Source organism: Aquimarina sp. U1-2 (genome assembly GCF_017897595.1).
Lineage (GTDB): Bacteria > Bacteroidota > Bacteroidia > Flavobacteriales > Flavobacteriaceae > Aquimarina.
In genome coordinates, this window is record NZ_JAGKIK010000001.1 from 49,753 (window position 1) to 74,199 (window position 24,447).

General features: G+C 33.9%; 23 protein-coding genes. 13 read left to right on the forward strand and 10 right to left on the reverse strand.

Features of this window, described 5'->3' with window-relative positions:
* Positions 1-3: 3 nt before the first annotated feature.
* From J8281_RS00200 to J8281_RS00230, 7 genes are all read left to right on the forward strand, one after another.
* On the forward strand, positions 4-360 hold the full coding sequence (locus J8281_RS00200) for a four helix bundle protein (protein WP_210195571.1): 357 nt from the start codon (positions 4-6) through the stop codon (positions 358-360).
* 167 nt (positions 361-527) lie between these two features.
* Positions 528-1,568 (forward strand): heme A synthase, encoded by a 1,041-nt coding sequence (locus tag J8281_RS00205; protein WP_210195572.1) that lies wholly within the window; start codon positions 528-530, stop codon positions 1,566-1,568.
* 54 nt (positions 1,569-1,622) lie between these two features.
* Positions 1,623-2,135 (forward strand): hypothetical protein, encoded by a 513-nt coding sequence (locus tag J8281_RS00210; protein WP_210195573.1) that lies wholly within the window; start codon positions 1,623-1,625, stop codon positions 2,133-2,135.
* A 48-nt stretch (positions 2,136-2,183) separates the two neighbouring features.
* Complete coding sequence (locus tag J8281_RS19785; protein ID WP_210195574.1) at positions 2,184-2,297, forward strand: four helix bundle protein; 114 nt, start codon at positions 2,184-2,186, stop codon at positions 2,295-2,297.
* A 194-nt stretch (positions 2,298-2,491) separates the two neighbouring features.
* Entirely contained in the window at positions 2,492-3,550 is a 1,059-nt protein-coding gene (locus J8281_RS00220) for a nucleoid-associated protein (protein WP_210195575.1), read from the forward strand.
* A gap of 6 nt (positions 3,551-3,556) precedes the next feature.
* Positions 3,557-4,330: a sulfite exporter TauE/SafE family protein gene (locus J8281_RS00225; protein ID WP_210195576.1), complete on the forward strand. Its 774-nt coding sequence runs from the start codon at positions 3,557-3,559 to the stop codon at positions 4,328-4,330.
* A 108-nt stretch (positions 4,331-4,438) separates the two neighbouring features.
* The gene (locus J8281_RS00230; RefSeq protein ID WP_210195577.1) at positions 4,439-5,428 is read left to right on the forward strand and encodes a tail fiber protein; all 990 of its coding nucleotides are present in this window, start codon (positions 4,439-4,441) and stop codon (positions 5,426-5,428) included.
* Positions 5,429-5,516: 88 nt separating this feature from the next.
* On the opposite strand, the gene J8281_RS00235 is transcribed toward J8281_RS00230, so the two are convergent.
* The gene (locus J8281_RS00235) at positions 5,517-6,584 is read right to left on the reverse strand and encodes a hypothetical protein (protein ID WP_210195578.1); all 1,068 of its coding nucleotides are present in this window, start codon (positions 6,582-6,584) and stop codon (positions 5,517-5,519) included.
* 322 nt (positions 6,585-6,906) lie between these two features.
* Here J8281_RS00235 and J8281_RS00240 point away from each other — a divergent pair, with 322 nt between their 5' ends.
* The 3 genes from J8281_RS00240 to uvrB all read left to right on the forward strand — a co-directional run bounded on the left by J8281_RS00240 (position 6,907) and on the right by uvrB (position 11,520).
* Positions 6,907-7,806, forward strand: coding sequence for an ABC transporter ATP-binding protein (locus J8281_RS00240; RefSeq protein ID WP_210195579.1), 900 nt, complete (start codon positions 6,907-6,909; stop codon positions 7,804-7,806).
* Positions 7,807-7,810: 4 nt separating this feature from the next.
* Positions 7,811-8,647: an ABC transporter permease gene (locus tag J8281_RS00245; protein ID WP_210195580.1), complete on the forward strand. Its 837-nt coding sequence runs from the start codon at positions 7,811-7,813 to the stop codon at positions 8,645-8,647.
* 866 nt (positions 8,648-9,513) lie between these two features.
* On the forward strand, positions 9,514-11,520 hold the full coding sequence (uvrB, locus tag J8281_RS00250; RefSeq protein WP_210195581.1) for an excinuclease ABC subunit UvrB: 2,007 nt from the start codon (positions 9,514-9,516) through the stop codon (positions 11,518-11,520).
* 568 nt (positions 11,521-12,088) lie between these two features.
* Here the strand turns inward: uvrB and J8281_RS00255 are convergent.
* A complete protein-coding gene (locus tag J8281_RS00255) occupies positions 12,089-12,697 on the reverse strand; it encodes a hypothetical protein (protein WP_210195582.1) in 609 nt (202 codons plus the stop codon).
* An 881-nt stretch (positions 12,698-13,578) separates the two neighbouring features.
* On the opposite strand from J8281_RS00255, the gene J8281_RS00260 reads away from it, so the two are divergent.
* On the forward strand, positions 13,579-13,986 hold the full coding sequence (locus J8281_RS00260) for a response regulator (RefSeq protein WP_210195583.1): 408 nt from the start codon (positions 13,579-13,581) through the stop codon (positions 13,984-13,986).
* Between the two features lie 14 nt (positions 13,987-14,000).
* Here J8281_RS00260 and J8281_RS00265 read toward each other — a convergent pair whose 3' ends face one another.
* From J8281_RS00265 to J8281_RS00275, 3 genes are all read right to left on the reverse strand, one after another.
* A complete protein-coding gene (locus J8281_RS00265) occupies positions 14,001-14,186 on the reverse strand; it encodes an Arc family DNA binding domain-containing protein (RefSeq protein ID WP_210195584.1) in 186 nt (61 codons plus the stop codon).
* A gap of 3 nt (positions 14,187-14,189) precedes the next feature.
* Entirely contained in the window at positions 14,190-15,044 is an 855-nt protein-coding gene (locus J8281_RS00270; protein ID WP_210195585.1) for an SPFH domain-containing protein, read from the reverse strand.
* Positions 15,045-15,959: 915 nt separating this feature from the next.
* The gene (locus tag J8281_RS00275) at positions 15,960-16,397 is read right to left on the reverse strand and encodes an Hsp20/alpha crystallin family protein (protein ID WP_210195586.1); all 438 of its coding nucleotides are present in this window, start codon (positions 16,395-16,397) and stop codon (positions 15,960-15,962) included.
* A 578-nt stretch (positions 16,398-16,975) separates the two neighbouring features.
* Between J8281_RS00275 and J8281_RS00280 the strand changes: the two genes are divergently transcribed.
* Positions 16,976-17,221, forward strand: coding sequence for a DUF1456 family protein (locus J8281_RS00280; RefSeq protein ID WP_210195587.1), 246 nt, complete (start codon positions 16,976-16,978; stop codon positions 17,219-17,221).
* A gap of 64 nt (positions 17,222-17,285) precedes the next feature.
* On the opposite strand, the gene sucC is transcribed toward J8281_RS00280, so the two are convergent.
* A complete protein-coding gene (sucC, locus tag J8281_RS00285; protein ID WP_210195588.1) occupies positions 17,286-18,479 on the reverse strand; it encodes an ADP-forming succinate--CoA ligase subunit beta in 1,194 nt (397 codons plus the stop codon).
* A gap of 95 nt (positions 18,480-18,574) precedes the next feature.
* Positions 18,575-19,210 (reverse strand): LON peptidase substrate-binding domain-containing protein, encoded by a 636-nt coding sequence (locus J8281_RS00290; RefSeq protein WP_210195589.1) that lies wholly within the window; start codon positions 19,208-19,210, stop codon positions 18,575-18,577.
* 153 nt (positions 19,211-19,363) lie between these two features.
* Here J8281_RS00290 and lysA point away from each other — a divergent pair, with 153 nt between their 5' ends.
* Positions 19,364-20,596, forward strand: coding sequence for a diaminopimelate decarboxylase (gene lysA / locus J8281_RS00295; protein ID WP_210195590.1), 1,233 nt, complete (start codon positions 19,364-19,366; stop codon positions 20,594-20,596).
* Between the two features lie 185 nt (positions 20,597-20,781).
* Here lysA and J8281_RS00300 read toward each other — a convergent pair whose 3' ends face one another.
* From J8281_RS00300 to J8281_RS00310, 3 genes are all read right to left on the reverse strand, one after another.
* Positions 20,782-21,006 (reverse strand): DUF3820 family protein, encoded by a 225-nt coding sequence (locus J8281_RS00300; RefSeq protein WP_210195591.1) that lies wholly within the window; start codon positions 21,004-21,006, stop codon positions 20,782-20,784.
* A gap of 254 nt (positions 21,007-21,260) precedes the next feature.
* Positions 21,261-21,797 (reverse strand): DUF922 domain-containing protein, encoded by a 537-nt coding sequence (locus J8281_RS00305; protein ID WP_210195592.1) that lies wholly within the window; start codon positions 21,795-21,797, stop codon positions 21,261-21,263.
* Between the two features lie 365 nt (positions 21,798-22,162).
* Entirely contained in the window at positions 22,163-24,319 is a 2,157-nt protein-coding gene (locus J8281_RS00310; RefSeq protein WP_210195593.1) for a LysM peptidoglycan-binding domain-containing protein, read from the reverse strand.
* Positions 24,320-24,447: the final 128 nt, after the last annotated feature.

The window sequence follows — 24,447 nt, forward strand, 5'->3', positions numbered from 1 at the left end:
AACTTGAGTACATTCAGAAAACTAAAAATATGGCAGAAGTCTATTCATTTGGTTACCAATATTTACGATAGTACAAAACAATTTCCGAAAGAAGAAGCTTACGGATTAACTTCTCAAATACGAAGAGCCTCTATTTCAATACCCAGCAATATAGCTGAAGGCTATGGTAGGACAGGAAAAAAGGATTACTTGAGGTTTTTAAACATCGCAATAAGTTCTCTATTTGAATTACAGACTCAATTAGAAATCGCGAAAAACTTAGAGTTTATTAATAATAGAACGTTCGACGCTATTTACGAGGATACTCGCGAATTAGAACGAATGCTTTCAAGCTTCATTAGAAAAGTAAAAGATTCATAGTAAATTTTAGGTAAAAATTTGAACTCTGAAACTCTGAAACTCTGAAACTCTGAAACTCTGAAACTCTGAAACTCTGAAACTCTGAAACTCTGAAACTTTGGAACTCTGAAACTTTGAAACTCTGAAACTCTGAAACCTTAAAACTTTGGAACTCCTAAACAAAAACTATGAAACACTACTTTAGACCCCTAGTTATTACTTCGATTATACTCATTTATTTAATTATCATTGCAGGAGCCGTAGTGCGTATGACGGGATCGGGTATGGGATGTCCTGATTGGCCCAAATGCTTTGGATACTACATCCCTCCTACTTCAGCATCTCAGATCGTATGGCAACCTAATTTTGAGTACGAAAAAGGAGTTATCGTTATTGTTGATGAAGCACTTAAAATTGCTTCAAAAAAATTTACTTCGGGCACCACATTTACTGCAAACAATTGGGAAGATTATACCAAACACGATTATGCTGTATTTAATGTGTGGCATACCTGGATAGAATACATAAATCGACTGGTTACCGTACTCTCTTGTATTCCTATCTTACTTATGTTTATAATATCCCTGTACTATTGGAAAATAAATAAACGAATTCCAATTTTCGCTACTTTAACCGTTATTGCCATGGCTTTTCAGGCTTGGCTGGGCAAAGTCGTAGTAGATTCAAACCTTTTACCGTTTCGAATTACCATTCATATGGTGATGGCCTTTGTTATTTTGGCTATTTTGTTATATATCCTGTTTCAAACTAAAGAAAAATTAACGACCACAAAATTTCCTAATACCTTCAAAGCAGTACTCCTATTCTCGGTACTATTAACATTAATCCAAGTGGCTTTAGGTACGCAGGTAAGACAATATGTAGATGAGCAAATTAAATATTTGGGAGCATCAGCCAAATCTGAATGGTTAAACCCGCCTACGCTAACATTTTATATACATAGATCGTTTTCAGTTATTATCGTTTTAATCAACTTATGGTTGTTTTTGCGAAATAGAAGATTACAACTGGGACTTACAAAATTGAATTGGGTTTTACTTTGTATTGGTTTAGAGGCGCTAACCGGAATTTTAATGTATTATTTTGATTTTCCTTTTTTATCTCAGCCTTTGCACCTGGTACTCGCATCTCTATTATTCGGGATACAATTTTTTATCCTTTTAGAAGTTTTTAAAACAAAGCCTCTACCAAATAAACTACCTGTTTAAATTTGAAAATCGTGTCAATCTTGTTCGTATCTTTGCCCATTAAAATAATCAAGCATGATTTACCGTTTTAGAATTATTCTGGATATTGAAGAGGATGTATTTAGAGATATTGAAATTGAACAGGATTCAACCCTAGAGCAATTGCATAATGTAATTACCCAGTCATTTGGGTTTGATGGTACAGAAATGGCTTCGTTCTACATCAGTGATGAGCAATGGAATCAAGGTGAAGAAATTTCTCTTTTTGATATGAGCGATGGTAATCAACCGGTAAGATTGATGAATGAAACTTCAATAAATGATGTAGTTCATGAGGCCTCGCCTAAACTTATTTATATCTACGATTTTCTTAATATGTGGACCTTTTTGGTCGAATTAGCAGAAATCACAGCATATGAAAGCGGTAGAGAGTATCCAAATGTTATGTTTATCCATGGTCAAATACCTGATACCCCCCCAGAAAAAGAGTTTGTTGCAGATGACTCTTTAAATTTAGAAGAAGGTAATGAAGGTTTTATGGATTTAGATGAATACGATGACCTTGGGTTTGATGAGCATTGGAATTAAACAAAATAGAGTTACAAAGTTTCATAGATAAAAAGTTGCAAAGTAGTCGTGAATACATTTCGAAATGTAAAAATTTGGCAAAAAGCTATGATGCTTGTAACAAAAATGTATACTGAAACTAAAGATTTTCCAAAAGAAGAAATTTATGACCTAACCCTGTAACTTTGTAACTTTGGAACTTTGCAACTTTGCAACTTTGCAGCTTTGTAACTCAGTAACTCAGTAACTCAGCAACCTAGCAACTCAGTAACTCTGTAACTCAGCAACTCTGTAAATCAGCAACTCAGTAACTCTGTAACTCAGCAACTCAGCAACTCTGTAACCCTACAATTTTAAACCTTAGACACCTATAAAAAATGATCAACTTATACAGCACTCAAATTGAATCGTTATCGGTTCACAAAATAGGAAACAAAAATAAAGGTGAAAGCATATTTCTATCAGAATCACCCTATGCAATTAATGATGAACTTACGGCGATCCTCAAAGAGTATTTCTTCAAACCATTCCGAGAGAAAGAAGAGAATTACTATCAGTTTGCCAATGAAGTAGATGTTGAGTTTAATCCGCTTTATAAAATCGTAACCGAGGTTTTTGAAGATCCGTCATCCGTTCATGAAAAATCTAAAAGAATCGCATCCTTACTGTATGAACAATCACAACATCCCCATATTAAAAGTGGCGAAGTGTATGTAACCTATCTAGAAAATGTAAGTATCGATAACGAAAAAGTGAGTGCTTTGGGAATTTTCAAGTCAGAATTAAAGCACGATTTCCTTCAGTTTGCTGAAAAAGAATCAAACATTGAGTTATTAATACAGCAAGGTGTGAATCTAAATAAATTGGATAAAGGCTGTCTTATCTTCAATCATAAAAAAGAAGAAGGGTACAAAATTTTATCGGTAGATTCGAACCGATACGATACCAAATACTGGTTAGAACATTTTTTGGGCGTTGAGGCTTTTGCCGATGAAAATTTCTACACCAAAAAGTATATGAAATTTTGCCAGGATTTTGCAAAAGACGTTGTTTTACCTGCCGAAGATAAAAAAGAAGAAGTCATGTTTATGAATCGTGCGGTAAATCATTTTGCCAAGAATGATGAGTTCGAAGAAAGTGCATTCTTAAATGAGGTCATCGATAACCCTGACCTTATTCCAGAGTTTAAGCATTATAAAACAGAAAAAGCTCCAAAATATCAAATCGAGGATCTTACCTCTTTTCCTATCGCCAATAATGCGGTTACTGCAGCTCGTAAAAAGATAAAAAATGTAATTAACCTGGACACTAATGTGCAAATCAAAATGGATTTCATTAATCCGGAATCTGCCGAAAAATTTGTAGAAAAAGGCTGGGATGAAGAAAAACAGATGTACTATTATTTGGTGTATTTCAACAAAGAGCAAAAAACATAATTAGCCATGGATTTTGTGCTTGTCGGCATAGTAGCCCTTCTCGGATCTGGATTAACTTTTTTCTCAGGATTTGGATTAGGTACACTACTTATGCCAGTCTTTGCATTATTCTTTCCGATAGATATTGCTATTGCGTTAACCGCAATTGTTCATTTACTAAACAATCTTTTTAAGCTAAGTCTTATCGGAAAAAAAGCAAATATTAAAACGATATTACGTTTTGGTATCCCAGCTATCATTTTTGCTTTTTTTGGAGCACATATACTAGGAACTCTTACCGAAGCTGAAACTTTGTTTTCGTATCAAATTGGGAACCGGTCCTATCAAGTAACCATTGTAAAAATTTGTATTGCATCCTTGCTTATTTTCTTTTCTTTGTTTGACCTCATTCCGAAGTTAAAAAGATTAGAAATCGATACTAAATATTTACCAGTAGGTGGAGCATTAAGTGGTTTTTTCGGAGGGCTATCTGGACACCAAGGAGCTTTGCGTACCGCATTTTTGATTCGTGCTAGACTGAGTAAAGAAGCTTTTATCGCAACAGGTGTAGTAATTGCCTGTTTTATTGATGTTTCCCGTATATCAGTTTATGCTAAGGATATATGGCAACTAGGTGATCGACTAAACTATTCCTTACTCATAACTGCCAGCGCTATGGCGTTTATAGGTGCTTATATTGGAAACAAATTCTTGAAAAAAATCACAATTCATACTATTCAAATAGTAGTGGGGGTTTTGTTGATTATTTTTTCGATTTTATTAGGTTTAGGGATTTTATAATAAAGTCCCCTTTCTGTATTATTCAAAAAATCTTTAAAAATATAATTCTGAGTTTCAAAAAATGAAACTCTGTTTTTGTATTCTTGCAAAAACTATAAACTATCAAAAATGAAAATCAAGCTCTTTTTCTCTATTGCCGCCGTATTTATTAGCACTCTCTCAATGGGTCAGAACACTAACACTTTTCCTTCTTCCGGTAATGTTGGTATAGGAACAACTAATCCAAATGAAAAATTAAGTATCCATGGTGACCTATCTATTTCTGATTCAAAAAATACCACAGATCAATATATTGGAGAATTGAAATTTTATAATACTCATGCAACTTCCGGAATACATGCTGCATCAATCGGAGTGAAAACTAGAAAAAGCGGAAGCGGTCCTTGGGACTATTCTAACATCGTTTTTAATACCTGGAATGGCTACAACACATTATCTGAAAAAATGAGAATTTCGGATAATGGTAACGTTGGTATAGGAACTTCTACTCCTAGAGACAAATTGAGTATTAATGGTAATCTTTCAGTTTCTGGCTCAATAAACACCGCTGATCAATATGTTGGAGAATTGAAATTTTATAACACCTATGCAACTTCTGGAATACATGCTGCATCAATCGGAGTAAAAACTAGAAAAAGCGGAAGTGGTCCTTCTGACTATTCTAATATTGTTTTTAATACATGGAATGGTTATAACACATTATCTGAAAAAATGAGAATTTCGGATAACGGCAATGTCGGAATAGGTACCACAACTCCAGATGCTAAGCTTGCGGTAAATGGTAAAATTCATGCTAAAGAAGTAAAAATAGATTTATCAGGATGGCCAGATTATGTTTTTGAAGAAGAATACAAACTAGCTTCATTAAAAGAAGTAGAAAATCATATTGCAGAAAAAGGACATTTACCAAACATCCCATCTGCAAAACAAGTACAAAAAGATGGAATTCAACTAGGAGAAATGAACGTGAAACTTCTCGAAAAAATCGAAGAACTAACCCTCTACATGATAGAGCAAAATAAAAAAACAGAACAACTTCAGAAGGAGGTTGAGTTTCTTAAACAAAAAAATAACGAATTAGAGATGAAAATTAAGTAGGCAGGAAGTATCAAGACAGAAGTCAGGAGTCAGAAGACAGAAGATGACTCCTGACTTCTGTCTTCCGTCTTCCAAGCCCCAACTCCAATCACCGATCCAACAAATTTTTCATATTCACATTCTCATAATTTCGACGTACAAAATCGAGAGCGGTTTTTAAAATTTCTCCCATAGAGGTGCTGCGACGAAATTTTAGATCTAGCGTAAAATTATATAAATGTTCTCTTAATTCTATTAAATGATCCTGTGTCGATATTTTATCTTTACACATACAGGTAACCAGAGTTTCATAGCGTGATCTAGAGGCTAAAATGCGTTTTGCCAAAATAGAACGCTCTTCCTTTTTATATTGTTCGATAGAATTGGGTTGTAATTTACCCATCACAATATCAACCATCTTAAAATTCTCTTTAAAAAATTGTGGCTGATACACTTTTAATTTCCCTTCATAACACTGCTGGTCAAAGTCAATGGCTCTGATCTTGTATTCTACATGATCAAAATCATGTATAGGTATAATTACATAATTATAAGACCGCATATCACCCAGTAATCGCATCTGGCAACGTTCATTAAATTTTACAAACTCCTTGGCGATTTGTGCTTGGGCTTGATCACTCAAGTCTGGTAAAAAATCTTTAATAAATACGTCTCCGGGAATGCCGGCAATATGTTCTTCTATTAGCGTGTTTTTATAAACCAAAAAATTAATTCTGTTAGGCGAGAACATATGCTCTAATTCTAATCCGTAGATTCTAGAGGCATCTGCCTTTTTTACATAAATATAGGTGTAGTTGTCATTAAGGATATTTCTAACCTTAATTCTGAAGGGTTTAGAATTACCAAAAGTACAATAATCAATGGCATCAATATTCAAAAATTCGATAGCATCCTCGTTCCCGTCAGAGTGCAAAATTGTATATACTTTTTTAAGACTTGATTCGATCTCTAGCCTCTCATGTTCTTCATAATACACTCGCACCCAAAGCGTATCTTCATCGTTTACATCATACACTACAATAGAACCAGAAAACCGTAATAAATCATCATAGAATACGGGAATTTTAATCTTTCGATTACATTCTTTCAAATACGCATCAAGGTGATCATTTATTGGATACGTTGGCTTTTTTTTCGACATTAGTTTTTCTTCCATAATAAATGCTCTCTACAAGAAGCAAGTTACAAGATTTTAAATAAATTCGTAAAGTCTCAAAGGTACAAAGTCCCTAAGAAGCAAAGTTCGAGATATTTTTATTTCACTTTTGATTATCGATTTCTAATTTTGTTCAACTTAATTGAATCCTACAGATTAATTTTAGTACAAAAATCAAGTCACTGTAACTATTTTTTTAGCGTAGAATTACCAGGATATATTTGTTTCTCTGAAACTATAACACTTTGCTACTCATAAAACATTTTGTAACAAAAACGATTACGTATCGTCTTGTTTTATATAACCGCCAAAATAAATTCAATTGGAAACTATTCTAACACTTACAAATCTCACTAAGAAATTTGGCCCCATTACAGCTGTTAATGACCTTTCCTTTACTATAAAAAAAGGAAATGTATATGGTATACTAGGCCCTAATGGTAGTGGTAAATCAACTACATTAGGGATAGTGCTTAATGTAGTCAATAAAACTTCTGGAGATTTTACCTGGTTTGATGGTCGTACATCTACCCACGAAGCTCTGAAAAAAGTTGGAGCCATTATCGAGCGGCCTAACTTTTATCCCTATATGACTGCAGCACAAAACCTAAAGCTGGTATGTCAAATCAAAGGAGTTTCTGCAAACAAGATCAATGAGAAGCTCGAAGTCGTAGGGTTATTGGATCGAAAAAATAGTAAATTCAGAACTTTTTCTTTGGGAATGAAGCAACGACTGGCTATCGCATCAGCCCTTCTAAATGATCCTGAGATATTAATACTTGATGAACCCACTAACGGACTCGATCCACAAGGAATACATCAAATTCGTGAGATCATCAAAAAAATTGCTGCAAAAGGTACTACCATTTTGTTGGCCTCTCATTTGCTGGATGAAGTAGAAAAGGTATGTAGTCATGTAGTTATTATACGAAAAGGAGTAAAACTATATTCTGGACCGGTAGATGCAATGAATGCCAGCCATGGTTTTTTTGAATTGAAGAGTAATGAAAATAGTCTACTAAAAGAATGGTTGACTACCAATGATTTCTTCGGAAATATAAAAGAAGAAGGTGATAAAATCACTGCTTTTTTAACAAAAGAGTTGGATGAAGAAAGCCTGAATAAGCAATTGTTTCAAAATGGTATTGTGCTCACCTATTTGGTAAAGCGAAAAGAGAGCCTAGAAGAACAATTTCTACAGTTAACCAATACGCAAAACTAAAGACATGTTACGACTACTTACTATAGAATTTCAGAAATTAAGATACAACAAAGCTGCAAAAGTAATTACCATCACATATTTTGTATTGATTACTTTTATTGCCCTTATTGCCTCTATAGAATTTAATTTTGCAGGTGTAAAATTTAGAATAGCAGATCAGGGAATTTTTAATTTCCCATATATCTGGCATTTCAATACGTTTATTGGATCCTGGGCAAAACTATTTCTTGCTATTGTAATTGTATCTATGATGGCAAATGAATACAGCCATCGCACCTTAAAACAAAATCTTATTGACGGACTAAGTAAAAAGGAATTTATAGGATCTAAATTTTTGACAGTTCTCGTTTTTTCCTTCATCTCTACGCTATTTTTAGCTATAGTTTCATTGATTTTGGGGATAAGTTTTTCAGATTATAATGAAGTTGCCATAATTTTTTCAGATTTAGAATATGTAATCGCTTATTTCGTTAAACTTATAGGATTCTTCGCTTTTTGTATGTTTTTGGGCATATTGGTAAAACGATCTGCGTTTGCATTAGGCTTTTTATTCATATGGTGGATTGTCGAAAACATTATATATGCCATTTTAAAATTTAAGGTATTTAAAGGAACCAACACTGCAGATACTATTGTTCAATTTTTACCATTAGAAGCAATGGATAATTTAATTGAAGAGCCCTTTAGCCGATTAAATTTTATTCAATCTGCCGCCAACCAACTGGGAGAATCATTTCAAAAGGATTATGTTGTACATGGGTACGAGATTTTGATTGTCCTGGCATGGACTTTTATATTTATCTATTTTTCTTATGCCTTGTTGAAAAAGAGAGATCTTTAGCCCTTGAGGGGGATGAGGACGTTCGCGTCGTTCTCTGTGAGAAGTAAGGAGTGAGATGAAAATGAAAAATTTAAAATATAAAAGGTTATAAGATGCAACTTTCTCTTTCTTAAAAAGTTAGATAATTCATTCGTCAGCTTAACAAGAAAGAGAACTAAAAAAAGACTAATTCTAAAATCAATGGTACAAATCGAACTGAAACATCCTTAACTTGTGAAGTAAGGTTTCTAAAAAAATACCCTGTTAGTTTTAGCCAAAAATAAACAAACCCCAAACTTCTTTAGTTGCTCACCCCTCACAGGAAGCGAATTTAAAGTCCTAACGGCTCACAACCTCAAAAACATCAAGTCTATGACACTTTAATACCCCTGTAATAGTATAATATCTACCAAAAAAAATCATGCCTTAAACCTCAGAATTTCAAATATTTAATGTTTCGGAGTTTTAGAGTTTTGGAGTTTTTCTCTCACCCCTGCCTTCAAGCCAGTAGGCTAATCCTCTCCTCAAAGACTACCATGTGTACATATCTTTTATGAGTATGATTTTTGTACAAAAACATCCATATTTGTATACACACGATAGCCTCAAAAAGAGCGAAGCGAACACCCTCACAGTGAGCAAAGCGAACGTCCTCAACACTTAAAGAGAGCAAAGCGAACGTCCTCAACACTTAAAGAGAGCAAAGCGAACGCCCTCACTAACTCACTAACTCACTAACTCACTAACTCACTAACTCACTAACTCACTAACTCACTAACTCACTAACTAACTAACTAACTAACAACAACATAGGAAAAAACAACAACGATGTACTACATTCTCTCAGCACTATTCAGTATCTTTATTCGTAAAAAGAAAGAGCATATATGAAGTTTGTACTCGAATCAGAATTCGAACCCACCGGGGATCAACCTCAGGCTATTCAGCAATTGGCTGAAGGAATAAAAGCGAACGAAAAATACCAAACACTCTTGGGAGTTACGGGGTCGGGAAAAACGTTTACCGCCGCAAATGTGGTAGAGCGTGTGCAGCGTCCTACGTTAGTATTAGCTCATAATAAAACCCTGGCAGCTCAATTGTATTCTGAGTTTAAGCAGTTTTTTCCGAATAATGCTATAGAATACTTTGTATCGTACTATGACTATTACCAACCAGAAGCATATATTCCTACATCAGGAACATACATCGAAAAAGATTTGTCTATCAATGAAGAAATTGAAAAACTACGTCTAAGTGCTACTTCTTCCCTTCTAAGTGGAAGAAGAGATGTTTTGGTAGTTGCATCGGTATCATGTTTATATGGTATCGGCAACCCTGTAGAATTTCAAAAAAATGTAATTTCTATTGCCTCGGGTCAATTTGTTTCACGTACTGCGCTACTACATAGGCTGGTGCAAAGTTTATACTCCAGGACTGAAGGGGAGTTTAGACACGGTAATTTCAGAATTAAAGGAGATACAGTAGATATATTTCCCAGTTATGCAGATGATGCGTTTAGAGTACATTTTTTTGGAGATGAAATTGAAGAAATTGAAGCTTTTGATGTACAAACCAATGCGGTGGTCGAAAAGTATGACAGGCTCAATATCTATCCTGCTAATATGTTTGTTACTTCTCCCGATGTTCTTAACAATGCTATCGATCAAATTGCTTTGGATCTAGGTAAGCAGGTAAATTATTTTAAAGAAATAGGAAAACCACTAGAAGCAAAGCGTTTAGAAGAACGTACGAACTTTGATCTAGAAATGATTAAAGAACTAGGATATTGCTCGGGTATAGAGAACTATTCGAGATATCTCGACGGAAGAGAGCCGGGAACACGACCCTTCTGTTTATTAGATTACTTCCCCGATGATTATTTGATGATCATCGATGAAAGTCATGTTACCGTACCACAAACGCATGCCATGTATGGTGGTGATCGTTCTCGAAAAGAAAATTTGGTAGAATACGGGTTTCGGCTTCCTGCTGCAATGGATAACCGACCTCTAAAGTTTGAAGAACTCGAAGCATTACAAAATCAAGTTATTTATATAAGTGCGACTCCAGCTGATTATGAATTACAAAAAAGTGAAGGGGTCTATGTTGAACAAATCATTCGACCTACCGGATTACTAGATCCAAAAATCGAAGTGAGACCCAGCCTGAATCAAATTGATGATCTTATCGAAGAAATACAAAAGCGTATTGAGTTGGATGAACGGGTGCTGGTAACAACACTTACGAAAAGAATGGCCGAAGAATTGGCCAAATACCTAACAAGAATTGAGGTACGCTGTCGATATATTCATAGCGATGTAGATACATTAGAGCGGGTAGAGATTATGCAGGATTTAAGAAAAGGTATTTTTGATGTTTTGATAGGTGTTAACTTGCTTCGTGAAGGGCTTGATTTGCCAGAAGTGTCTCTGGTTGCCATTTTGGATGCCGATAAGGAAGGCTTTTTAAGAAATCAACGGTCTCTGGTACAAACAGTAGGTAGAGCGGCCAGACATGTGAATGGAAAAGCAATCATGTATGCCGATCAAATTACTGAAAGTATGCAAAAAACCATTGACGCTACCGAATATCGAAGAGAAAAACAGATAGCATATAATACGAAACACGGTATTACACCTAAAGCCATTAAGAAATCCCTAGATAGTGCATTAGCTGGTAAGAAAGTAGAGCCTTATCAATTTGAAGCAGCTCCTTCATTACAGGCTGCAGAAGAAGAAACCGCGTACTATACCAAAGAACAGTTAGAGACCAGAATCCGTAATGTTCGAAAAGAAATGGAAAAAGCTGCAAAAGAACTAGATTTTATAACGGCAGCACGATTACGTGATGAAATTAAAATGTTACAGGATAAAGTACAAGCACAAAAGGTGTAATGTTATTTATGGGATGTTAAAGCTATGAAGTTGATCACTTCTTTGCAAGTTCATAAAGCGTTGTACGAAAGGAATGATAACAAATTTTAAGAATTTCATGGAAATTGATTATGTTTAACTTATTGATTTTAAATTTTTTATCCAAATCTCTTTAACACTTCTTTACGCTTACTACTCTATCTTTTATTCATTTTCTTTTGTAGAGGCGATTACCTCGCTATACCTAATCCCTATATGAGGGTTTCATTTGTTATAATTTTTGTTTTTTGTGGTCAGACCTACCTGCCTAGCAGCTGGTAGGCGGGTGAATCGCCATATGATCATATCGGTGAGTATCAACATATTGTTATGCTTAATTTCATAAGAGTATAATACCAGTTCTACTTTAAAATTGCTCATCAAAAATTGCCCTTATTGTTACGAAAACTGGTTTACTTCTAAATTTACCAGGATTTCCTCTTCCTCCAGAAAAGGAAACCCAGTAAACCGTACCCTAAACAAATCTAAAACTCATGGTTATGATCAAATCACCATTCATTACTAACTTGCAACATTATTAATCCAGCAACTAATTTTGCGTATACACGACAGTTTGAAGAGTGGTTACTCGTTGTGTGCATATATCAGCTGTTCTTGTGCCAAATCTTAAATTCCCATCGGTTATCTGTATGATATCCCTTTCTATACAATCATCTACGGAAGGAAAAATGCTACATCCTTCATTAATAGGATAAATCACGTTTGGAGTAGTAACACCGCAATCCTGAAAACCAAACAATTCAATAAATGCAGCATCGTCTGTTAGAAGTTCTACGCTTTGCGAGGTGTTCGCAAAATCTGCTTCCCAAGTATCTTCGAATAATAGACTTTCTCTAAGAATTTCGAACGGCCCATTAGATACATAGCGTAGCAAGGGAATAGTTAATTCTCTATCAGCATACGAAGTATTAACAAGTTGATTAGACTGACCGTTAAAAGTAAATACTTCCGTTTGATAAACCACTTCAAAATTTGGATTTGGTATGGGAATATTAAATTCAACCACTTGATCACTAGTCCACTCTCCTTGTAGGTTTTGGATCACAAGCTCTTTATTATCTTGCGCACTGCTATCGTCGTCATTTGAACACGAACTATAAAAATAAAGTAAACACACTAATACTATTAAATGTCTCATATGATAGATTTTAAAAAAAGATTTAAATACGATTCCAAATTTGCAGCCTAATTAGAAAAATTGAAACTCATTTTTCTTGAACTGGTATATTTACTTTCGAATCCGTGTATTTTTAACTTGAAAATACTTTAAAGCTTTTTGAGGACTAGAATTCAAATCAACTCGTATTTGGAACATATCAACCGTTAAATTGACAGTCTAACTGAATATTTAAGCAATTTAATTCGTAAAACCTGTAGGTCACATATACGAGCATCTATAAATCTATATGAATTAAGTTAAACTGGTTTAAACTTTTTTATGTAGGCAGGACCGACAAACAGGAAGGTACCAGATGGTGCGATTGCGAAAGGTTTTGTGCTTAGATGAAGTATTTTCTACGGGTATATCGGCGCTTCAGAAATTAAAAATTATAAAATATAAGTGCAAAACAACATTTTTTAGCAAATTGAAAAAAATTTGAATCAGTTCGTTGTATATTATTTAAAGTTAAGCCGAAATAAGCGAATATATATGTTTTTAAAATATAGTCCTCACTCAGATTTCAGGTACATTTGTATATTGCACAAAAATGAGAAGATTTGGACGCTTGAGTTATACCAGTTCTACTTTAAAATTGCTCAAGCAAAAATCTCCGGGGCACGCCCATAAGGCATTCGTTGAAAACAATTTTTCAATTTCGAGGCAAGCCTCAGGGTATTATATCCTTTTGGCGGTGCCAATAAAAAGCAGTCATTTTTTGTTTAGATAAAAATGAAAACTCAATGATAGCCGTAGCTATGGTTGCTTTTTATTTTGAAGTATAAACGGAAAAGTGTAATTTTTAATGAGTAATTTTAAAGTAGAACTGGTATTAGCCTCGAAGCAATCAAACAAATATCATGAAAGAAAAAAAACTAACCATTTGTTTAATCGATGATGATAGGATACAACATTTTATTATAAAAAAGTTGATTAGTGAAACGTATTTAAATAATGAAGACCAAAATTTATTCTTTTTTGATGGGGAGCAAGGTATCAACCATTTAAAATTACATCATGATAACAAAAGTAAGCTCCCCGATATCATATTACTCGATCTCAATATGCCTATTATGGATGGGTGGCAATTTTTAGCAGCTTACGAAAAAGTATTTCCGCTTCTCGAGAGAAAAAGTATCATTTATATCCTATCCTCTTCTCATAACCCCCGGGATATTCAACGTGCAAAAGAATTTCAAAAAGTATCGGGTTACCTTACAAAACCAATTTCGGTATCTGAATTAGAGCATATTATACGCAAAATTTAACTTCACGTTCATTATCAATTCTCTGAACCTTTGCTTGGTTTTTGCTTTTCTTTTTTAAGTCGTTTGGCATCTTTCAAGCTTTTATGGATCATCCATTCAAGTTGACCGTTAACACTTCTAAATTCATCATCAGCCCATTTTTCGATCATCGAAAATGTTTCAGGATCGATTCTAAGTACAAATGATTTTTTTTTACTCATATATTAAGAATGTAACGTACCTGTGTTAATCACAGGCATTGCTTCTTTATCACCGCATAAAACAACCATAAGATTGCTTACCATCGAAGCTTTTTTATCGTCGTCAAACTCGATAATGTTATCGTCAGACAATTGCACCAATGCATCTTCTACCATACCTACAGCACCTTCTACGATCTTCTTTCTTGCTGCAACTATCGCTTCAGCCTGTTGTCGTTTCAGCATGGCACTAGCAATCTCGGGTGCATAGGCAAGATAGCCTATACGTGCTTCCATTACTTTGATACCGGCAATTGCTAATCGTTCTGTAATTTCGTTCTCCAAAGCATCATTAACCTCATTTCTACCTGATAGCAGCGTGATCTCATGATGTCCATCTGCAAAATTATCGTATGGATACGAACCTGCTAGTTTTCGAACAGCAGCATCGGTTTGGACTCTTACAAACTCTTCATATTGATCAACATCAAAAGCTGCTTTATAGGTATCTTCGACTTTCCAAACCAAAATTACATTAATCAAAATCGGATTACCAATTTTATCATTAACTTTTACACGTTCACTATAAAAATTTCTAGCTCGTAATGAAATTTTTTGTTTTGCATATAGCGGATTTATCCAAAAAAAGCCATTACCCTTAACTGTACCTTTGTAAGCTCCAAATAGCACCATTACCTTAGAACTATTGGGATTGATGATAAAAAATCCTTTAAGAATAAAAAATGCAAGCGGTACTGCGGAAAGAACGTAAAAATTTCCAAACCACAATAAGCCAAACAACATGACGCCAAGCAACATTATTAGCACACCAAAAACTAAATAACCATTATATCCTTTTATTATTTTTTCGTACTTCATTATGATATTATTTTGATATCACAATGATAACAATAAAATTTTGAATTACCAAACATGCGGAGTTTAATTGTATACGTCTAAATACTTTTAATTATTTAAAACAGTATTGTCCGGTTAAAGAAAATAGACCGCTACGCTGCTAGAAAATAGAACATAGAATTATTTGTAAATACTTATCTATTATGGTTTTTGAAGTAAAGGCGATTCAGTTTCAAATAAGTTGTCTAAATTTTAGAAAAGCAAGGCGTCTTATCTATAAACCCGTTTTATGCATTAGAAAATCTATTACGGCTTTAAACTGCTGCAAAACCAAGCACTACGTTGTATTTTTTAAGTTTCACCGTAGCGGTGCTATGCTAAAACTTAGAAAATACTTGGTTTTATGGCATTTTCAAACCTCATAACGAAATTCTAATGCATAAACCGGGTTAAACTCATAACTTCTTAATGGTAATATAGGTTTTCAGAGCTTATCAACTTTTTTATCAGATAACAATGATTTTAAAACGAAATAAAAAAATTGAGAACGTATATAACCGCTACGCGCTCACATTAAAAATTCGATTGTCCGTTATTATACCTAAAATTTAACTGAGAAGTCTCATCCTGAATTCATTTCAGGATCTCATGAAGTTTATTTTCAGTACATTGAGATGAGAAGCTGAAACAAGCCTGTGCTGAACTCGTTTCAGTATTCAGCTTGACACAAACCGTTTAGGCTAAATTACGGATATTGATATTAAAAATTTTAAACATTACCTTTGATGAAGAAATCTTTAAAATTTTATTACTATCCGTTTCATATGAATCCACCGCGAATACTATTAGCATGGCATTACTACAATAAAAAACGCCCTATAGTATATTATAGGACGTTTTCTCATCATCAATCAACCAATCAAAATCACCACTTAATTATGAAATCTCTATTAATCTTTTAGGTTGTACTTTTGCTTCTTCCTTTTTCGGGATGGCTAGTGCTAATACACCATTTTCATAAGATGCTTCTATTTTTTCTCCATCTGCACTATCTGGTAGGGTAAATGATTTTTTAAAGGAGTGATAAGCAAACTCTTTTCGAGTGTATTTTTCTTCTTCATCCTTAGTTTCATTTTCTGATTTGATTTCTGAAGAAACGGTTAGCAATTCATTATCTAATTCAATATTGAAATGTTCTTTAGATAAACCTGGTGCAGCCAACTCAACAATAAAATCGTTATCAGTCTCTTTAACATTAACTGCCGGGGTAGAGAATCCTAAACCTTTTGTATTTATGGTTCCTCCTAACCAATCAGTAGTTAAAAAATCATCTAATAAAAAAGGAAATCTGTCTGTTCTTTTAATTAAACTCATCGTATTATAATTTTTTAATGTTATTTAAATTTTATAGTCGATAAGTATATAGCAATTTGAATTCCATTATTGAATTGAAGACAATATGGCATAATACCCGAGTAACATAATGACTTTTTGTCACTAAATCTAATTTCACGCTGTCAAATTAGAAGTATAACATCAAATAACTACGTAATGACTCATACTACTAACCTGAGTTTGGTTGTTAATTTAACTTGTTCAATCATCCAATGAGAAGTCGAAAGATTATTTTTAGATTCATTAACCAGGTCTTGACTACACTGGACCAGACGGGCGAAAGTAAACGAATACTATTCAATAAAATAATAATCAAATTCGGGTTATAATACTACTGTCTAGTTGAGCCCTTCATTAGAGCTCAGGACAGGCTCAGTCGAAACTTATTTTACGAAAACGAAAAGTTCTCGACTTCGCTCGAACGAACTTGTGGTAAGATTTTAAATTACTGAAAAAAGAATGTTTTATAATCAAAACCCTTATGTATTTGTCTACTGACCTCTAAAAAATTAATTTGAATCGATCATTTTGTATAAAACAAAACTTACCTTTGTAGTATGGGTTTAACAAATAATGATATTTTTAAGAAATTAAGAGTTGCGCACAAACTAAGGGATGACGATATCGTAAACATATGTGCCTTAGTTGATTTTAAGGTAACCAAAAGTGAATTAGGTGCATTTTTTAGAAATGAAAACCACCCGAAATATATGGAGTGCGGTGATCAAATATTACGCAATTTTCTAAACGGATTAGTCATTTATTTAAGAGGCCCGATGCCAGAAAAAAAAGAAAAATCATAACAGGATAAATGATACTATAAAAAGCAACCTAGTAATCAAAGTTGCTTTTTGATAGCACCTAGTATTACGCTAATACAGCCTGTACTTTATCTGCTGCCTCTTGAAATTCTACAGCACTTTGGACATCCAAACCGCTAGTATCTATAAGCTCTTTGGCGATATCGGCATTTGTTCCTTGAAGACGCACTATAATAGGAATATTTATAGCGTCTCCCATATTTTTATATGCATCTACTACTCCTTGTGCTACTCGATCACAACGTACAATACCACCAAAGATATTGATCAAAATAGCTTTTACGTTAGGATCCTTGAGAATTATTCTAAAAGCGGTTTCTACACGTTTCGCATCTGCTGTTCCTCCTACATCTAAAAAGTTTGCCGGTTCTCCACCTGCCTGTTTGATCAAATCCATAGTAGCCATGGCAAGACCAGCTCCATTTACCATACAGCCTACGTTACCGTCTAGATCTACATAATTTAGACCTACTTCTTTGGCTTCGACTTCGATAGGGTTCTCCTCGCGAATATCTCTCATATCGACATAATTTTTATGTCGATATAAGGCATTATCGTCTAAGGTCACCTTGGCATCAACAGCCATTATTTTATCGTCGCTTGTTTTTAGCACTGGATTTATTTCAAATAGTGAAGCATCCGATTTTACGTACGCAGTATACAATGCGGTTACAAATTTTGTCATTTCTTTGAAAGCACCACCGCTCAATCCAAGGTTAAATGCTACACGTCGTGCCTGAAATGGTAAAATTCCCACAGCAGGGTCAATTTCTTCAGTAAAGATTAAATGAGGTGTTTCTTCGGCTACGGTTTCGATATCCATTCCACCTTCCGTAGAATACATGATCATATTTCGACCCGATGTTCGATTTAATAATACTGACATATAAAATTCATCAGGCTCGCTATCACCCGGATAATAAACATCTTCTGCGACTAATACCTGATGTACCTTTTTACCCGCTGCCGAGGTTTGAGGTGTGACAAGATTCATTCCTATAATTTGTTCTGAAATCGTAGATACCTCATCTAGGTTTTTGGCCAATTTTACGCCTCCTCCTTTTCCTCGACCTCCTGCATGTACCTGAGCTTTAATTACGTGCCAACCCGTACCCGTCTCAGCCGTTAGTTGTTTCGCTGCTGCAACAGCTTCGTGTGCATTTTGTGCTACTATACCCCGCTGAATTCGTACCCCAAAACTGCTTAATATCTCTTTACCCTGATATTCGTGTAAGTTCATATTGTTATTTTTTAACCTTTATTTATAGGAGTTTCAAAAATAGGAAAAGTGAAATTACTGTGCCAATCTTTTACCCTAAAAAACCATGGCACTTTTTACAATTTAAAGTCTTTGAAATCCAACGGATCAAAGTTTTTAAAGTGTCCGTTCATTTTAATAACTTTTTTTGCTCTATTCATTTCTCTTACCACCGGAATGGTAACTTTTAAATGTCCAATCAAATAATTCAACCGTTCCAACTCGCTGCGCAATGTAAGTAAATGATATTCCTGATGTAGCGCTAAACCTACTTTATGCGCTACCTGATAACTAATAAAAGGAATATCAAAAACAGGAGGATTATCTATGGTGAGCTCTACATACAAGATTGCCATATTCTTTAACAACTCTTCCTGCAAATCTTCAGCACTTCCTGTATTATCATCAAGAAATTCTACACGACCACCTGCATAGAGTTTTCCTGGCAATTGCTCTTCAAAGCTTTTAACTCTAAAGATTCTTTGCCCTGTACAGATCACGTCACTCTCACCGTTAGGGTATCTTTTTGAAACCTTCTGCAACTTTACCTCAGTACCGTAATCTAGAGTCTTATTAATAAAGGTAGGTACACCAAAGGTTATTTGCTCTTCTTCGCAATCATGAATAAGTTGTTGATATCGCTCTTCAAAGATATGTAATGGCAAGCGTTCACCGGGGTAAACCACCGCTTGCAAAGGAAATAACGGAAGCATATTTTTTTACTAAAAGTAGTAATTTACCAGTAGTACCATCCTTAAACACAAGTTAAATATCACAAAATTGATGGTCTTTAAACAATTTTTCTTCCAAACCTAATTATATCTATAATTTTATTGATAATTTCGTAGGCTTAAATTAGTAGTACAATGAAAAATGATAATTTATTAGCAATAGCAAGAGCGTTTGGAAGCCCTGTTTATGTCTATGATTCTTCCAAAATTATTTCACAATATAATCGCCTGTTTAATGCTTTTAAAAAGGTCAAACATGTAAAGCTAAATTATGCAGTAAAGGCACTATCGAATATTGCTATTTTAAAATTAATAAATTCGTTAGGCGCAGGGCTTGATACCGTCTCTATACAAGAGGTAAAACTCGGATTATTGGCAGGTGTACAACCTGAAGATATTATTTTCACTCCTAATGGTGTTTCTCTAGAAGAAATTGAAGAAGTTGCTGCAATGGGGGTACAGATAAATATTGATAATTTATCAATTTTAGAACAATTTGGTACAAAATACCCTAATACGCCAGTATGTATTCGAATCAATCCTCATGTACTGGCCGGTGGTAATAGCAAAATATCTGTAGGTCATATTGATAGTAAATTTGGTATTTCCATTCATCAAATTCCACATATTTTAAGAATAGTCGAAAACACGAATATGACTATTAATGGTATTCACATGCATACCGGTAGTGATATTTTGGATATTGAAGTTTTTTTATATGCAAGTGAAATTTTATTTGATACTGCGAAACACTTTACCAACCTCGATTTTATAGATTTTGGTAGCGGATTTAAAGTTCCCTATAAAGACGGGGATATTGAAACGAATATCGAAGAGTTCGGTGAGAAATTAACAAAGCGTTTTAATGAATTTTGCAAAGAATATGGGAAAGAACTTACATTAGGTTTTGAGCCCGGTAAATTTCTGGTTAGTGAAGCCGGTTATTTTTTGGCAAAAGTAAATGTGGTTAAACAAACAACTTCTACTGTTTTTGCAGGAATCGATAGTGGGCTAAATCATCTTATCAGACCTATGTTTTATGGTTCTTATCATGAAATTGTAAATGTTTCTAATCCAAAAGGAAGAGAACGTTTTTACTCTATCGTAGGATATATATGCGAAACCGATACATTTGCTACCAATAGAAGAATTTCAGAAATTACTGAAGGTGATATCATCGCGTTTAAAAATGCCGGTGCGTATTGTTTTTCTATGGCTAGTAATTATAATTCGCGCTATCGTCCTGCTGAAGTATTATGGCATGAAGGTAAAGCATACTTAATACGTGAACGCGAAGATTTTGATGATTTGACAAAAAACCAAGTAGATGTAGATTTATTTTCTAAAATTCAGGAATCTGTATCTTAAACCAAATTTACTATAAAATAACACAAATCTCCTTGTGCATTTAGCCTCCTACTTCATTTAAAAATAATTCTGTAGGTAGGGCTATGCAATAATTTTACTGCTTCGAAGGATAGAAAAGCAACTTCGCATCTTTTGTGCCATTTTATAGTAGATTTGGTATTAATTCAGAAAATTCATCGTAGAAACTAGAAATTCTTAATATTTCGAACTAAATGCTCTAAGCCATTAGTTTTTAATTCGTATACTGTTTGCATTTGTTGTCCTAAAAGACCTTTAGGAAAACCTTTGTTTGCATACCACACTATATAATATTCAGGAAGATCAATAAGATAGTTTCCTTTATATTTACCAAAAGGCATTTTTGTATGAGATAATGTAATGAGGAAATCTTTTTGAGGTTGAAGATTCATAGTATAAGGAAAGGCTATCTACAGATGATTCTAGTCAGGTTAAAATTGAAAAAACTATTCCAATTTTATTATTTACGAATATTCGTAATTTAACCTAAACGGTTTGCGTCAAGCTGAATACTGAAACGAGTTCAGCACAGGCTTGTTTCAGCTTCTCATCTCAATGTACTGAAAATAAACTTCATGAGATCCTGAAATGAATTCAGGATGACTTCTCAGTTAAATTTTAGGTATAATAACGGACAATTAATTTATTATTTAATATAATCTCGATAATACCACATAAGTGTCTTTATCTTTCTTTCCCACTTTTCCTGATTAACTTTGTTTCTAGAGTGGTCTGTTTCCTCATCATATCTCTCCTGCATATTAATTCGCATTCTTTCTACCAACTTATACATCTTATTTAAATCTCTTCTTATGTTTTGACCCGCTTTATATTCTTTCAATCTTTTCCTCATAATACGCGCATGAAGCTCGGAAATATCAAAATGTAGTTGTTCGTGCATCAAAAGGTGATCAGACATTTGTCCTCGTTTTACCCAAGATAATGAGGGATAACAAAAACTATCTACCTGATAATTCAATTCTATATCTCCTTTATCTTTTCCGTAAGCCCATTGGTAAGTAATACCTGTGTTAACACTAGCGTCAAAAGTGCTAGACATTTCGGGTCTCCCTCTAAAATCTGACCAGGCTAATTTACTTCTTTCTGTATACGAGAATTTTCCGACGAAACCATTATTATTGGTAGTAAATAAAAATAAAACAATAGTAAAGTATTTACTCATAATTGTAACAATTATGCCCAACCCAAAGTTATATTTTCTCTATTTTAAAGCATTGCGGATACAATATGGGGCAATATATTGATGATGCTTTTGAATAGATTTTATTTCATTCTAAATATACATAATTTAGAAATCAATACGAATTATTTTTTCATGTATTCCTAATAATCCTGTATAATCAATTATGGTGCCAAGAGAAAACTTTTCATAAAATTAATCTAAAAAAATGTTAATCTTAACATTTTCAAATATATAGAAAAATCTCTTTTAATTCTAATAGAATACATGATTTTATTAACATCTAAGTAAATTCGTATGATACTACTTGTATACTAAGATACGGTTAAGCATACCTATCATAAAGATTATTCGACTATAGAAAGTTTTAAATCGTCGTCGAATTTGATGATATACGTGGCATCATTATAATACCCCCCTAACGGTTTTTTTTCATAATTGAATTTGGTTTCAACATATTCTGTAGTACCATTAAAAGAGACCCCTCTGTAAAGATCATCTGCTGCTCCTAATCGCAATAATATATCATAGGCAATATCAAAGCCCCTAACAGCCCAATTGTTTGGTTCGATACCGTATTCTTTTTTATACCGCTTTACAAATGGAGTTACACTTTTACCAGTATCTTCTTCTTTTTCATCAAACTCTTTATAGCCTGATGGGTAATGTAAATGTAATTTTGATAAATTCTCATTTTTAACACTATCATTATCGTAAGCACTATTCTTGTCAGAAGTAAATAATGTAATTTGATGGCTATCAGTTTTAGCGTTTAATAAAGGAATGACATTACTAAGCATCGCTACATCATCTGATTCTAAAATAATCCAGTTTGGCTTATTTTCTACCAATACTTTATTAAGGTGAACTTCATACAAATAATTACCTTCTTCAATTCTGGCAACTTTTGCTTTGGGAAACTTAGACATAAGTTTCTCTTTTACTTTCTCATATTTTTTACCTTGCTGTATGATAAGAACTATATTTTTATCTGTAGAATCTTTCTCGATAAACGCAATAATCTTATCTTGAAGCATAACATCTGTAGGTCTAGTTTGAAAAAAATTATCATAAATACCAGATTCTTTTCTTGATGCAGGAGAAAATACAGGGGTATTGTGCTGTTTGAGTCTTGAGGCCACGATCTCTAAATTTTTCTGGTATAAAGGTCCGATAACGGCATCAGTACTATCAAAACTATGCTCACTTAGTAACTTTTCTATATGTTTTTTGTTGTTATTCTTTTCTGTGTCGTATACATTAAGTTCTGTAGGTATTCCTTTGGTCTTTGCAGAATCAACTGCAATTAAGATCCCGCTGTATAAATCTAAGGCAATTCTAAGACTTTGTTTTTTCTTGAGATATTCTTCAGTCGTTTGGATAGCTTCAAAATTAAGAGTATCGAGACTAAACGGTAACATAACTGCTATCTTCTTCGGCTTGAAATTGTATAACTTACTCGATAAATCCAGATACTGCCCTTCTTCAACTTCTACCGCTATAGTATCTTTTGGTATTGTAATTACCATACCCGCTTTTAGCCCTTCTCTTAAATACGGGTTCATATGTAATAGCGAATCTGATGAAATCCCGGTACGTTTTAAGATACTAAAAATAGTTTCTTTTGGTTTCACTTTATAAAGTTCGAAACCCGGTTGTATTGAATCTTTTAAAGACACAAAAATTGTGGTAGGCACTGTAATTTCCATCCCGATAGGAAAATCAGGATTCATGCCGGGATTAAGTTGCTCTAGTTGGGAAATGGTAATCCCGTGACGCCTTGCAATCCCAAATTTTGTTTCTTTAGGTCGAATTCTATATTTTGTAGTGGTCGTGATTCTACTACTTACACTATCAACACCTACAGGAACAGTAGGCACATACGATGTATCGAAAACCGGTATTCTAATTTTGTCCTTTTTCCTAATTTGCTCTGCGTACAATCGCTTATTCTGTCTTTTGATATCTTCGACAGTAACGTTATACTTTTTTGCGATACCGTATAAAGTTTCCTTTCGTTTCACCTTATGGGTAATATACCTAACTATTTTAGGTCCTTCTTCAACAATTTTGAGGCTATCCAGCACTGAATTCTTACCGTTCTCATCAGTCCCATCAATCGGTTTTGTATCTTTTTTTTCGACCTTACCTACTCTTAGAATTTGTCCTACATTGATACCTCTAATAGCTTCTGGATTAAGAATATATATGGCTTCTTGTGACACATTATATTTTTTTGAAAGACTAAATACTGTATCACCCTTTTCAACTATATGTGTTTTATACTCTTGGTCATCTGTCACCGGAATAGCAAGAATCTGCCCTTCTTTGATTCCGTCTTTGGCAGTAGGGTTAATTTTATAAATAGCTTCTGGTGTTGTATTATAACGCTTGGCTATACGATATACATTTTCTCCTTTAACCACCGTATGACTTTTATATTGCTGGGCTGTCGCTATATGACCAAAGATCAACAATAGTAAAAACAATAAAGACTTTTTCATACGTTTACATGTTTTTGATTTCTTGAAAACGAAATAATTAAAAAAATTGAGAACATAGGTAACAGCTACGCTCTTACATTAAAAATTTTACTACTATTCGTTTCATCTATTTAAGTTTAATTCCCCAA